The sequence below is a fragment of the Streptomyces sp. NRRL S-378 genome, assembly GCF_000720645.1.
Taxonomy (GTDB): domain Bacteria; phylum Actinomycetota; class Actinomycetes; order Streptomycetales; family Streptomycetaceae; genus Streptomyces.
The window spans coordinates 95,161-107,834 of sequence record NZ_JOBX01000005.1; the positions used below are offsets into that span (position 1 = coordinate 95,161).

Annotated in this window: 10 protein-coding genes and 2 pseudogenes; 11 read left to right on the forward strand and 1 reads right to left on the reverse strand. The window is 69.8% G+C overall.

From position 1 onward, the window contains the following. The first annotated feature begins 2 nt into the window (after positions 1-2). From IH80_RS0105235 to IH80_RS0105265, 8 genes and pseudogenes are all read left to right on the forward strand, one after another. Positions 3-776: a DUF317 domain-containing protein gene (locus tag IH80_RS0105235; protein WP_030958068.1), complete on the forward strand. Its 774-nt coding sequence runs from the start codon at positions 3-5 to the stop codon at positions 774-776. A gap of 33 nt (positions 777-809) precedes the next feature. Beyond that, positions 810-2,597: pseudogene (locus IH80_RS38895) on the forward strand (type IV secretory system conjugative DNA transfer family protein). Beyond that, a complete protein-coding gene (locus IH80_RS40610; RefSeq protein WP_078906337.1) occupies positions 2,594-3,523 on the forward strand; it encodes an alpha/beta fold hydrolase in 930 nt (309 codons plus the stop codon). The pseudogene IH80_RS38895 and the gene IH80_RS40610 overlap by 4 nt, the downstream one beginning before the upstream one ends. After that, positions 3,480-4,052, forward strand: a complete 573-nt coding sequence (locus tag IH80_RS0105250; RefSeq protein ID WP_051808818.1) for a hypothetical protein — start codon at positions 3,480-3,482, stop codon at positions 4,050-4,052. The genes IH80_RS40610 and IH80_RS0105250 overlap by 44 nt, the downstream gene beginning before the upstream one ends. A gap of 568 nt (positions 4,053-4,620) precedes the next feature. Further along, a pseudogene (locus IH80_RS43535) lies at positions 4,621-4,944 on the forward strand (hypothetical protein); the annotation flags it as partial. Positions 4,945-5,010: 66 nt separating this feature from the next. Further along, a complete protein-coding gene (locus tag IH80_RS38910; RefSeq protein WP_324609391.1) occupies positions 5,011-6,093 on the forward strand; it encodes a tyrosine-type recombinase/integrase in 1,083 nt (360 codons plus the stop codon). After that, positions 6,009-6,212: a hypothetical protein gene (locus IH80_RS47095; RefSeq protein WP_324609392.1), complete on the forward strand. Its 204-nt coding sequence runs from the start codon at positions 6,009-6,011 to the stop codon at positions 6,210-6,212. Before IH80_RS38910 ends, IH80_RS47095 begins: the two co-directional genes overlap by 85 nt. Next, the gene (locus IH80_RS0105265; protein WP_030958074.1) at positions 6,205-8,661 is read left to right on the forward strand and encodes a tyrosine-type recombinase/integrase; all 2,457 of its coding nucleotides are present in this window, start codon (positions 6,205-6,207) and stop codon (positions 8,659-8,661) included. Before IH80_RS47095 ends, IH80_RS0105265 begins: the two co-directional genes overlap by 8 nt. Positions 8,662-8,696: 35 nt before the next feature. Here IH80_RS0105265 and IH80_RS0105270 read toward each other — a convergent pair whose 3' ends face one another. Further along, complete coding sequence (locus IH80_RS0105270; protein WP_030958076.1) at positions 8,697-9,515, reverse strand: barstar family protein; 819 nt, start codon at positions 9,513-9,515, stop codon at positions 8,697-8,699. 167 nt (positions 9,516-9,682) lie between these two features. Between IH80_RS0105270 and IH80_RS0105275 the strand changes: the two genes are divergently transcribed. From IH80_RS0105275 to IH80_RS0105285, 3 genes are read left to right on the forward strand one after another with little or no spacing between them, the layout of a single operon-like run. Next, the gene (locus IH80_RS0105275; RefSeq protein ID WP_234432135.1) at positions 9,683-10,270 is read left to right on the forward strand and encodes a hypothetical protein; all 588 of its coding nucleotides are present in this window, start codon (positions 9,683-9,685) and stop codon (positions 10,268-10,270) included. Next, positions 10,267-11,538, forward strand: coding sequence for a DNA cytosine methyltransferase (locus tag IH80_RS0105280; RefSeq protein WP_030958078.1), 1,272 nt, complete (start codon positions 10,267-10,269; stop codon positions 11,536-11,538). The genes IH80_RS0105275 and IH80_RS0105280 overlap by 4 nt, the downstream gene beginning before the upstream one ends. Further along, positions 11,538-12,647 (forward strand): DnaB-like helicase N-terminal domain-containing protein, encoded by a 1,110-nt coding sequence (locus IH80_RS0105285; protein WP_030958080.1) that lies wholly within the window; start codon positions 11,538-11,540, stop codon positions 12,645-12,647. The genes IH80_RS0105280 and IH80_RS0105285 overlap by 1 nt, the downstream gene beginning before the upstream one ends. The last annotated feature ends 27 nt before the right edge of the window (positions 12,648-12,674 follow it).

Below are 12,674 nucleotides of genomic sequence, written 5' to 3' on the forward strand. Positions count from 1 at the left end.
CCATGCCGAAGCCCCCCAAGATCGTCGATATCAACTTCGTCGCCCCGCGCCACCTGGCCGGAGGCGGAGATCCCTCCTGGGTCACCGTCCCTCTCCATCGGGCCTGCGGCTGGAGCTACGGCCACGACCCCCTGATGCCGCGCGTCATCCTCTCCAGCCCCGACCAGAGGGCCCTCCTCCGGCTCGAGCCCGACCCAGGCGGCCAGTGGTGGACGCTCCATCACGCCCAGCAGCCGGACCGACCCGCCTGGTACGCGAGCTTCGGTGCCCGCACCCCGGTCGAACTCATCGCCGCTTTCACCGACACCCTCACCTGTCCCGCAGCCGATCCTGCAGACGACTGGGACCCGCTGGAACCGCTCCAGAAAGCCGGCTGGTCACCGGCCTACAGCCACAACCATCTCGCCTCGGCCGACGGCACGATCCGCATCGAGGTCAACGAGACCACCGGCTGCTGGTGGGTCGAAGCCGCCCTCGATCGCACCGGCCCTCCTCTGTGGCAGGCCCGATTCGGCGAGCACACGCCGCCCCACCTGATCACCGCGTTCACCGCAGCACTGACCGACCCCAGCCCGGTGCTGCGTGCGGCCACCGTCGTCAACCTCCCCACCCGGGACCCGGATCGCATCACCGTCACGCGGCGGGAAGTCCCCGCCGCGCAGGTCGCCTCCGCCCTGGAAGAACGCGTCCACGCCCTCGCCGCCCGCCGCGCCAGCACGCCGGCGAATCCGAGCCCCCTTCGACGGTCACCGGCCAAGACCACCCGCAGCCGCTAACCCCTTCGTCCCCGCCCGGAAGCACATAGCCCTTTGCCACCCTCCTCCAACCGTTCCTCCGACGGGTACGACATCGTCCTGCGCCTCCTCCTCGGAGTGCTCGGCGTCGTCGTCCCGCTGTCTCATCTCGCCTGGCTGTCCGGCAACATCACCGCATGGCTGACCGCCGACCACTGGGCGCCCTACCAGCCGACCGCCGCCCTGCTCCATCCTGACCAGCTCTGGCCCCAGGTCGGAGAAACGTCCCTGCTTGTCGGCGCTCGGATCGTCCCGATCGCAGCCCTGCTCGCCCTCGGCGCTGTGACCGGCGTCCTGTGGGCGCGGCACAAGAGCCGCGGCGGCGGCCGGAAGAAGATCACCGGCATGGCCAAGGCCCGGGACATCGAACCGCTGATGGCCAAGGCGATCACCGCCAAGGCCCGCTCGCTGCGCCCGAGCCTGAAGGACGCCAAGCACATCGAGGCCGGCGACACCGGCATCCTGCTCGGCAACCTGCAGGGCACCAAGCACGAGGTGCGCATGGGCTACGAGGATGTGGCCGTCGCCATCATGGCGCCGCGCTCGGGTAAGACCACCTCGCTCGCGATCCCCTCCGTACTCGCCGCGCCCGGCCCGGTTCTGCTGACCTCGAACAAGGCTGCGGGTGATGCGTTCACCGCCACCTACGACGCCCGCGCACGCGTCGGTCAGGTGTGGTCGATGGATCCGCAGCAGATCGCGCACGCAGCACGCGAGATGTGGTGGAACCCGTTGGCGGACGCCAAAACCCTGGACGGCGCCGGGCGGTTGGCCGGCCACTTCCTCGCCGCCTCGGTGGACGCGAGCCAGCAGGGTGACTTCTGGTCGAAGGCCGGATCCAACATCCTGTCCCAGTTGTTCCTGGCCGCGGCCCTCGACGAACGGCCGATCACCGACGTCATGCAGTGGCTCGCCTTCCCCGCCGACCGCACGCCGCTCGACATCCTCCGTGACCACGACTTCGCCGCCGTCGCCGCCCAGCTCAAGGGCACGGTCGAGGGACCGCCGGAGACCCGCGATGGCATCTACGAGACCGCCCGCCAGTACGCCGCCGCTCTGCTGAACAGCGAGATCGCCGCCTGGGTCACCCCGCAGAAGGACGTGCCCGAGTTCCGGCCGACCGAGTTCGTCACCTCCACCGACACACTCTTCCTCCTGAGCAAGGACGGCGGAGGCGGCGCCAGCGCGCTGATCGCCGCGTGCGCGGACTCGGTGATGCGCGCCGCGACCGCGTAGGCCGAGCGAGCCGGCGGGCGGCTCGACCCGCCAATGCTCGCGATCCTCGACGAGGCCGCCAACGTCTGCAAAATTTCGGACCTTCCGGACCTGTACTCGCATCTCGGGTCGCGCGGGATCATCCCGATCACGATCCTGCAGTCCTACCGCCAGGGCCAGAAGGTCTGGGGGGATGCAGGCATGGACGCCATGTGGTCAGCGTCCACCGTGAAGGTGATCGGCTCCGGCATCGACGACCCGGACTTCGCCGACAAGCTGTCCCGGCTGATCGGCGACCATGACGTCGAGACGACGTCCACCTCACATTCCGAGTCCGGCAAGTCGACCTCCGTGTCGATGCGGCAGGAGCGGATCCTGCCGGCCGACGCGATCCGCGCCCTGCCCAAGGGCACTGCCCTGTGTTTCGCCACCGGTATGCGCGCGGCGATGCTCGACCTGCGCCCGTGGTACCTGGAGCCCGGCGCCGCCGAACTGACCGCCGCCTCGAAGCGGGCCTCCGACGGCATCACCAAGCGGGCCGTCGCCAAGCACGCACCGCGGCAGACCGACTTCGGGACCGCAGCATGAGATCGATACGGCTCCCGGATGGTGCCCGGCTCGCCACCTACATCGACGATCCTGCACAAGCACCCGTGACGGCAGTCCTGGTGCACGGGCTCTCGGTCACCGCTGCCCTGTGGCGCTCGCACGTACCGCTCCTGCTCCGTGAAGGGATGGGCGTCGTGCGCTACGACCAGCGCGGGCACGGCTACTCCACCCGCGGGACCGCCGCCCTGAGCCTCGACCAGCTGGCCGACGACCTCGCCCAGGTTCTTGAGACGACAGCGCCACGCGGCCCGCTCGTGCTCGCCGGCCACTCCATGGGAGCGATGACGCTCATGCGCCTGGTCGCGCGCCACCCCCACCTCGCGCCCCGGATCCGCGGGCTGGTGCTGATCTCGCCCCCGTACGGCGGCATCAGCACCCGCACGGGCACCGGTCCGGCCCAGTCCTTCCTCACGCTGGGCCGCAACCTTCTCGCGTCCGCGTGCACGCACGCGCCGTACCTGCTCGACGCGGTCCGGCGGTGCCTTCCCACCACCAGTCGGTGGGCCCTGCACTCCCCCGCACAGTCGACGTCCGGTGCATTGCCGTTGCCGTGCCGGCAGGGCCTGCACACCATGGCGACCGGAGACCTCGCTGCCCTGTGGCACGACCTCGCCAATCAGCGGCCCGACCCCGGTTCGCTGCAGCAGCTCGGCGGGCGGGTCCACCTTCTGGCCGGAAGCCTCGACGCCCACATCCCGCCCGAGCGGACCGGTCGTCTCGCCGCCTGTCTGCCCAGCGCCCAGCTGGAGATCGTCCCGGACGCCACCCACGCATTGCCCCTGCGTCACGCCCAGCTGGTCACCGACCGAATCTCCCGCTGCGCCTCCATCTCTAACCCGATCTCCCGGAGCACACCGCCCCATGCCTTCGCTCAACCTTGCAGAACAGGCAGAACAACTCCGTGACCTGGCAGGCGAGTTCGAGGCCCTGCACGCACGCGTCCGGGACCTCTCCTACACCCCCGGCACCGACGCGCTGCGCCGGATCAGCCCGCTCCTGCTCAAGGTCCAGGACCTGATGGCCACCGCCCTCGTACGCCTGGGCGCGCTCGACGGCGGCGCGTACGCCGACATCGCCGGCAGCCGCGCCAGCCTGGAGTGCCTGGCCTCGGTCGTGGTCGCTTCCTCCCTGGCCGGCAACGACCTCGCCAGCGCGCTGTACGCCAACCCGTACGAAGGCGCGCCGTTCGTCGGCTACCCGGCAGACGACGAAGCGGTACGCACCCCTCGCCACGCCGAGGCCATACCGCGTATGACCGGCCACCTCGCCGATGCCGCCCACCAGCTCGACCTGAGCGCGATCGGGTGCCACTACGTCGCCACCGCCATCACCCGCGACCTCGCCGCCATACAAGAACAAGCGAAGCCTGTTCAGCGGGCGACCGGCCCCACCACAGCCCCCTCAGCGTCCCGCACTCCCCGCGTACGGCGTTGACGCTGCCCCGACGCCGCCAGCTGGACACGCTGACCTTCTCCCGCCGAGACACTTCTTGCACCCCTTCCACCTGTTCGCCCTCCAGCTCGCCGACCGTCTGCCCGGCACCTGGACGGCCCTCTACCGCCAGTACACCCGCGCCGCCGACCAGTTCGCTGACACATGCCGCGTGTGGACGCCGCTGGACGCCAGGCCGGCCATCGCCTTCCGCAGCCACGGAATCACCCTGCGGCGGCACGACGACCTGGAGCTGTACCTCGCCGAGCACCGGCGAGGCCGGGTCCTGGTCTGCCCTGTGATCCCCCAAGGGCTGCACGAGGGCATCACCGACCGCATCCCCGCGCCGCCGACCGTCGCCGGCCCTCTCGATCCGGCCCGCGCCGCCTGGCGGATCACCGACCGCATCCTGCCCCACTACACCGCTGCGGTCACCGGCGCCCGCGAGGCCACCGCCGCCCTCGCCGCACGGCGCTCCTTGGTGCCCGCGCTCCTGCCCGTCCCGCAACCGGACATTCTCCCGAGCCCGCGCCCGCTGACCCGGCCTCCACGCTCCGCCCAAGGATTGCCCATTCACCCTTCCCCCCAGTTCCACGCCCTTTCTCTCGGTGCCGGCGTCCAGTCCAGCACCCTGCTCGCCCTGTCTGCCGAAGGCATCCTCCCGAAAATTGACTACGCGATCTTCGCCGACACCGGATGGGAGCCCAAATCCGTCTATGACCATCTCGACCGCCTCGAACGCGAAATAGCAACGCCCGCCGGTATACCTGTTCTCCGGGTTTCCTCCGGAAATATCCGCAACGACGCCCTGAACCCGGATCACCGTTTCGCCTCCATGCCCCTCTACATCCTCAACACGGACGGGCCTCCTGGGATGACCCGGCGCCAGTGCACAGTTATCTGCACCAAGTCTCCTCGTTGGTCAGCCTGATGGTCAGTGCGATCAACGAGGAGGAACACCGTGGAACTGCGACATGAACTGATCGAGGGGCGGGCCGAGCTGCCCCGGGTGGGGGCCGTGGTCCCCGCTCGGGGTGTCCACCCTCCGTACGTCGTCCTGAACGCGTACGACGACGAGATCGAGGCGGCCACCGCCTACCTGCGGGACCTGGCACTGAACGACTGCAGTCCGCTGACGGTACGCAGCTACGGGTACGGCCTGTTGCGGTGGTTTCGGCTGCTGTGGCTGCTGGGGGTCGCGTGGGAGAAGGCGACTGAGTCTGAGGTCGCGGTGCTGGCGGGATGGCTGCGGACGGCCTCGAATCCGCAGCGCCAGCGGACGCAGGCGGGTGGCGCCGCGCCGGGGTCGGTCAACCTGAGGACCGGCAAGCCTGCGCTGCGTGCCGGGTATGCACCCAGGACGATCAACCACGCGTTGTCGGTGGTCAGCGGCTTCTATGGGTTCCACGCCCATCAGGGCAACGGGCCGGTGGTCAATCCCGTCCCTATCTCTCCGCAGCGCCGACGGGCCCTCGCGCACCGAAGCCCGCTGGAGCCGCGGGCGGTCGTGGGGCGGGCCCGGCTGCGGCAGAAGGTATCCGACCGGCCGCCCCGCTCGATTCCCGACCGGCTCTGGGACGAGCTGTTCGACCGCATGGGCTGCGAGCGCGACCGCGCCCTGCTGGAGTTCTACGTCTCCAGCGGCGCCCGCGCGGTCGAGCTGCTCGGGGTCGGAGTGGACGACATCGACTGGGCCGGCCAGCGGGTCTACGTGATCTCCAAGGGCACCCGGGAGAGGGAAGCGGTGCCGGCCTCGCCGCAGGCATTCGTCAGGCTGGCCCGCTACCTCGACGAGGCGGGCACGCCGTCACGGGGCGAGCCGGTCTGGCGCACCCGGCGCGGGAGTGATCGCCCCCTGTCCTATTGGGCGATGCGCCGGATCATGCAGCGGGGACGCCAAACGAGCTGCTGGGCACGAACTGGACCCTGCACGACCTCCGCCACACGGCGGCGTCCCGGATGGCCAACGGCGGGAAGCTCACCCCGGTCGAGGTCCAGGCCATCATGCGGCACGCCAACATCCAGACCACCAGTCGCTACCTGACCGCCCGGGTGGAGGAGATGTTCGACAAGCTCGCCGAGCACTACAGCACCCCCCGGCCCGCGACGAGCTATCCCACCGGGTACTCCGCGGACGACATCAAGGCGGTGTTCGGTGCCTAGGTCACAGGCCAGCCCGACCACAGGCGTCAGCCGCCGGCACGGGCCCATCGTGGAGGGGCTCACCTTCCCGAGCCGGTTCGTGGGCGGTCCGATGAAGCCGCAGGCCGCAGTCGCGGATACCCCGCCGCGACCGCATGGAGAGCTGTCTGCCGCCTCGATCAACCACATCTCCCGACTGGCCTTCGACGTCTGGGCGGACGCTCCCTCCGTCACCCGACACCAGCGCAGCCAGGCTACCCGAGGGATCCTCCAGTACCTGTCCACCTACCCGGGCCAGACCTGGCAGGAGCGCTGGGATGCCAGTCCTCTGGGCAAGGGGCTGATCAAGGCGAACAGCCTCGGATCCCGCCGGACGACCGGCCTCGCGGTCACCCCTGGGGTCCGCACGCTGTTCTGTCTCCGCGTCGTCCAGCCCTCGATGCTCGCCTTCCGGCAGAACCAGCTGAACAACTTCACGCCCCTGTTCATCTCCGCGCAGAACGACCCACTGCTGATCACCTTCGAGGAGCACATCGCCGCACAGGAGCTGCGGCTCAAACACCAGCGGGAGGCGGTGCTCGATATGTGCACCCTCCTGACCTATCAGGGCGTCGCGCTGGCCGACGTCACCCCGGCGTCGATCCTCCAGTACGCGCACGACAACCGCCTGGCCCGCTGCCGTCTCCAGCCCGGCCAGCCCGCCTCCAACCGTCTGTTCGGGCACGGAATGTGGACGGCTCTCATTGGCATGGGCCGGTTCCCGACCTCCACGCCGACGACCATGCGGGCAGCCATGATGCGCGGCCAGCGGACCATCGAAGAACTCATCGACCAGTACGGAGTCCGCGACCAAGCCGTCCGTGGGCTGCTGATCGACTACTTCGGCCGACGCCGCGCTGACCTCGACTACGCCAGCCTGAAACAGCTCGCGCTCCTCCTGGTCAAGCACTTCTGGGTGAAGATCGAACAGCTCAACCCCGGCCAGCAGGGCCTGCGGATCGCGCCTGACCTCTACACGCGCTGGCGGGAGACGATCCGTCTCAAGGACGACGGATCCCACAGGATGGGCCAGGACGACATCGTCATCTCGGTCCGCAGCTTCTACTACGACCTGCACACCTGGGCTGCTGCCGAACCCGAACGCTGGGCCACCTGGGTCGCACCGTGTCCCGTCCCGCCCGGTGAGCTCCACGGCCTGGGCGTCCGCCGACGGAAGGTGAGTGAACGCTCCGCGGACCGCACCCGGCAGCGCCAGCCCCTCTTGCCCGTCCTGGTCGAGCATGTCGAGTCCCGCTACGACCAGGCCAGGCTCCTGCTCGAACGCGCCGACCAGGCCGCCGACGGCGAGGTGTTCACCCACGCCGGTACCGCCTACCGCCGGGTGATCAGCGAATCGGACCGGAAGCGCCTCCGGCACGGCGACGCCGTTCCCACGCGCGTGCTGAACCTGGACTCCGGCGAGCTGGTGCACCTCGGCACCGAGGAGGAGGCCGCCTTCTGGGACTGGGCGGCAGTGGAAACCCTGCGGCACTCCGGCGTCCGCATCGAGGAGCTGTGCGAGCTGACCCACCTCAGCATCCGCCAGTACCAGCGCGCGAACGGCGAGGTCATCGCCCTGCTGGTCATCGCTCCGTCCAAGACCGACCGCGAGCGCGTCATCCCGATGTCCGCCGAGCTGTTCCACGTCATCGCCTCGATCATCCGCCGCCACGGCCGGCGGGGAAGGCCGATCCCCTTGGTCAGCCGCCATGACCCGCACGACAAGGTCTGGAGCGCTCCGATGCCCTTCCTCTTCCAACGCCAGAACGGAGCGATCGGATCGAAGATCTTCAACCCCGGCACCATCCAGAAGATGATCAGCCGACGCTGTGAGGACCTGGCCGAGACCCACCCCGGCTTCCGCGGGCTGAAGTTCACCCCGCACGACTTCCGGAGGATCTTCGCCACCGAGCTGGTCAACAGCGGCCTGCCCATCCACATCGGCGCCGCCCTGCTCGGCCACCTCAGCATCCAGACCACCCGCGGCTACGTCGCCGTCTTCGACGAGGACGTGATCCGCCACTACCACGCCCACCTGCACCAACGGCGCCAGGTCCGGCCCTCGGAGGAATACCGGGACGCCACCGAGCAGGAGTGGACCGAGTTCGAGGAGCACTTCGACCGCCGCAAGGTCGAGCTCGGCTCCTGCGGACGTCCCTACGGCACCCCGTGCCAGCACGAACACGCGTGCATCCGCTGCCCGATGCTCCACGTCAACCCCAGGATGCTCGCCCGGCTCACTGAGCTGGAAGCCGACCTACTGCACCGCCGACAGCAAGCCGAAGCCGAGGGCTGGATCGGCGAGATCGAGGGCATCGACCTCACCCTCACCTTCCTTCGCGCCAAGCGCGACGAGACCCAACGCCGAGCCCAACGGCCAGCTGTCCACCTCGGCATCCCCGCCCGCCGCCGTCCGCAGGAGTCCGAATGACCTTGCCCAGACCGATGCCCGGAAGCTACGAGCTGTCACCGAAGGATGACGCTCACACCCCGTTCCTCGAAGATCTCCAGGAGCAGGTCGAACAGCGCAACCTCGCGATCGCCGGCGGGCACGCGCTCCACCAACCGTGCCCTGGTCTCGGTCGACGACTCCCAGTGCAAGGTGAACGGAGTGGTGGCGCCCCAGCCGCCGCTCAGACAGTCGTCCAGAGCGTCGAGGTTCCAGCCGAAGTATCCGCCAGGCCCATTGATGGCCTCACCGATCGCGCAGTAGAAGGTGTCTCTGTCAGCGATGTGTCGGCCGTCCAGGCTGAAAACCTGGCCTGCAGGAGCGTCGGGCTTCCCTTGGCGCTGGTACTCCTGGGACCACAGCGCCACCGACAGCCACGCATGTCTTTCCTCGGGGGCAAGTTCGTGCCACATGCCGGTGCGATTCAGGTGCCCCGTGCGGATCAGGTCCCACACCTGTTCCGCTCCAGCCAGGGCATTCTCGCACCACAGCGTCACCGTGAGGTCTACGAGGCCGGCGCCGCAGGCAGAAGGCTTGACGTCGAGGACGGTGACCTCGTTGACGAAGTAGGACCCCATGATGGCACCGTCACCGTCGAGGAGCTCGAACCAGGCGTTCCCTGCCACAGCACGACGACTGCCGACGTGATCGATGCCCTTCAGTAGGCCACCCTGCGGGAGGCAACCCGCGAGGTGCACTCGGCGCGCTCCCTCCTCATCCGGCAGCGGAGTGAACAACCCCGCGGCCTCGTGAGCAAAGCCCCAGAAATCGCTGTCGTCCTCGTCCGAGGTCAGCGCGTACTTCTGCCCTTCGCCGCCCCGCCCTGATGTTCGCATCGCACCCCCATTGAGAGCGCTGATCTTACCGACGCCCGGCGACGTGCTGGACGGTCGCCAGCGCCACCACCACCCCTCACCCCATCCATCTCGGAGGCCCTTTGACGAGTCACATACCCGCCTTCACCCATGAGAGTGAAGTGCAGAGAAGCACCGGGGAGTACAAGGTGAAGCCCATCAAGAAGAAGATCCGCGATCTTCTCGGCTACCCGTATCCGACTCGGGTACCAAAGGGCGTTTTCGTCGAGCAGTGGATCGGCATATCCACCGACGAATTCCACCGCGCCAAGGACGCCGACGTGAAGTACATGCAGAACCGACATCCGCTGATCGACATGCGCTGGTCGCGTTCCGACTGCGTTCGCTATCTCACCTCTCTCGATCTGGCCGAAACCCCGAAATCAAGCTGCCTGGGCTGCCCTTTCCATGGCAATGCTCAGTGGCGGCACATCCGCGACAACTCCCCCGCCGAGTGGGAGGACGTCGTGGAATTCGACGCTGCCATCCGAAAGGGCAATGCCCGCGCCAACGCCAGCGGCAATCGGCTGCTGGGCGAGGCGTTCCTGCACCGCTCCCGCGTCCCCCTCGGCCGGGCCCCGATCGACCACGTCACCGCCTCCGAGTGGGCGGCCCTCCAGCAGGAGCTCGCCGACGAGGACGAGTTGGAGCGGGGTGTCACGGACGGCTGCTCGCCCTGGGCGTGCCGCGGGGATGCGGACGCGCTGGCGCAGGACGACTTCGGGCTGGCCACGTGATACTCGACCTCTTCGCGGGGCCGGGCGGCTGGAGCAGTGCACTGGGTGTCTTCGGCGTGCGTGACGTGGGGCTGGAGTGGGACGAGTGGGCGTGCAGGACCCGTGCTGCCGCTGGGCAGTTGACGATCCGGACCGACGTGGCGATGTATCCGACGTGGCCCTTCCTCGGCCGGACGCGCGGGCTGATCGCTTCTCCGCCGTGTCAGGCGTGGAGCATGGCCGGCAAACGTCTTGGCCTGGTGGACCAGCCGCTGGTGCATGCGGCGGTCGAGGACCTCGCCGCCGGACGCGACACCCGCGAGCGCCTCCTCGCCGCCTGCCGTGACGAGCGTTCCCTGCTCGCGGCCGAGCCGATGCGCTACCTCCACGCCCTGAACGCGGTCGGCGAGCCCGAGTGGGTCGCCATGGAGGAGGTTCCGGACGTCCTGCCGCTGTGGAAGCAGTACGCGGCGATCCTGCGCGGCTGGGGCTTCTCGGTCTGGTACGGGATCCTCAACGCGGCCGACTTCGGCGTTCCGCAGACGCGCAAGCGGGCGATCCTGCTCGCCTCGCGAGTCCGTACGGCACAGCCTCCCACGCCGACGCACGCCCGTGTCGCCGAGCCCGACTCGCTGTTCGGTCCGGGACGTGCCCGCTGGGTGAGCATGGCCGAAGCTCTGGGGCGGGGTGCGACCGACCGGCCCGTTCCCACCGTCTGTGCCGGGGGCGGGCCCGGCGGCGGGCCCGAACCGTTCCCTTCGGGCTCCCGCAAGACGCTCTCCGACGCCCGGGACCGCGGAACCTGGATGCCGCGACCGGACGGAGTGGTCCTTCAGTCCCGTCGCGAAGGCGCGGGGTGGGCGGCACGGCACGGCACCCGTGAGAACCGTGCTGCCACCGCCCCGGCGCCGACGTTCACCGCCGAGGCGCACCGCTGGTCCTGGTCTCTGCGCAGCAACAACCAGGCCAACGCCACTGTCCGGTCCATCGAGGAGCCGGCAGGCACGCTGTTCTTCGGGCACCGCGCGAACGAATGCACCTGGGTCGCCACACCGCTCTCGGCGCCGACGAAGGACACGGACGCGCCGGCAGTACCGGAGCCGATCCGGATCACCGCTCGCGAGGCCGGCCTCCTGCAGACCTTCCCCGGCGACTACCCGTGGGCCGGTAACAAGGGCCAGCAGTTCTCGCAGATCGGCAACGCGGTCCCGCCGCTGCTCGCCGGCCACCTCCTCGCCCCGCACCTCGGCGTCACCCTCGACCCGAACGACTTCACCCTGGCCGCCTGATGCCCCTCAGCCCCGAACCCGACGAGGACGACCTCGACACGATCCCGGCGCCGCAGCCGGTGTTCCACGTCGAGCAGGCCCTCCTCGGCGCGCTTCTTCTCGGTCCGCACCGTCTCGGCGACGTGACCGGGGTCTCCGCCGACTCGTTCTCCACCGCCGCGCACGCCGCCCTGTTCGCCGCGATCAGCACCCTGCCGCCGCCCGACCCGGCCGAGCACGCGAAGAACACCACGTGGCTCAACCAGGTGCTCGCAGCGAGCCAGCAGCAGGGACGCGGACTGACTGCCTCCTATCTGCACACCCTCATCCAGGTCTGCCCCTGGCCCCGCCACGCACCCGCCTACGCTCGGATGGTCGAGGCCGAACACGCCCGCCGCCGGCTGCGGGCCGCCGCCGAGCACCTTCTCCAGACCGTCCACGACGCCTCCCTCCCCCACCCCGTCCAGACGGTGCTCGCCGAGGCCGACGCGCTCGCCGCAGTCGTGGACGACATCGCAGCGCGCTTCCCGCCACGCGCGGGCGTCCTGCCCCGCACCCCGCCACCCCCGCCGGCCATCGCACCCGACTATGCCGAGGCGGCGCAGGAGGAGCAGTTGCTGATCGCTACCGCCACCGCCCACCCCGCTGGCATCGAGTCCGTACGGTGGCTGCTTCCCGAGGATTTCACCCAGCCGCTGCACGCCGGCCTGTGGCAGTGCCTCACCACCCTCGAACGCCGCCACGAGCCCATCGACCCCGTCACCGTCCTATGGGAAGCAAAACAGCGCGGCCTTCTTGAGCACGGCAGCGAACCCGGCGACGTGCTCTGCCTTCTCGCCGGACCGGTCGGCTCCGTCGAGCACTGGGGCGAACGCACCTTGCAGCGCTCCCTTCTGGCCGCCGCCGACCACGTCGGCCGCCGCATCGAGGCGTACGCCAGCGACCCTGCGAACACACCGTTCCAGCTCGTCGTCGGTGCCCGCCGGGCCCTCGCCGACCTCGGCGCCATCCGCCCCCGCTGGCAGCACGCCACCGGACGGATCCTTCCGCAGCGCCCACGCCCCGCGCCTACCACCCGCGCGGGCCCCCCGACCACCACGGCCGCCCGCACCACTCGCGCCACCCGATAGCCCCCCGCACACGCCGGTGGCCGGGCC

What these genes read in the sequence shown, in the direction of transcription:
- IH80_RS47095 (WP_324609392.1), top strand. Translation starts at nt 6,009, where the DNA reads ATGGCCAACGGCGGGAAGCTCACCCCGGTCGAGGTCCAGGCCATCATG.
- IH80_RS0105235 (WP_030958068.1), top strand. Translation starts at nt 3, where the DNA reads ATGCCGAAGCCCCCCAAGATCGTCGATATCAACTTCGTCGCCCCGCGC.
- IH80_RS0105250 (WP_051808818.1), top strand. Translation starts at nt 3,480, where the DNA reads ATGCCTTCGCTCAACCTTGCAGAACAGGCAGAACAACTCCGTGACCTG.
- IH80_RS0105285 (WP_030958080.1), top strand. Translation starts at nt 11,538, where the DNA reads ATGCCCCTCAGCCCCGAACCCGACGAGGACGACCTCGACACGATCCCG.
- IH80_RS40610 (WP_078906337.1), top strand. Translation starts at nt 2,594, where the DNA reads ATGAGATCGATACGGCTCCCGGATGGTGCCCGGCTCGCCACCTACATC.
- IH80_RS0105270 (WP_030958076.1), bottom strand. Translation starts at nt 9,515, where the DNA reads ATGCGAACATCAGGGCGGGGCGGCGAAGGGCAGAAGTACGCGCTGACC.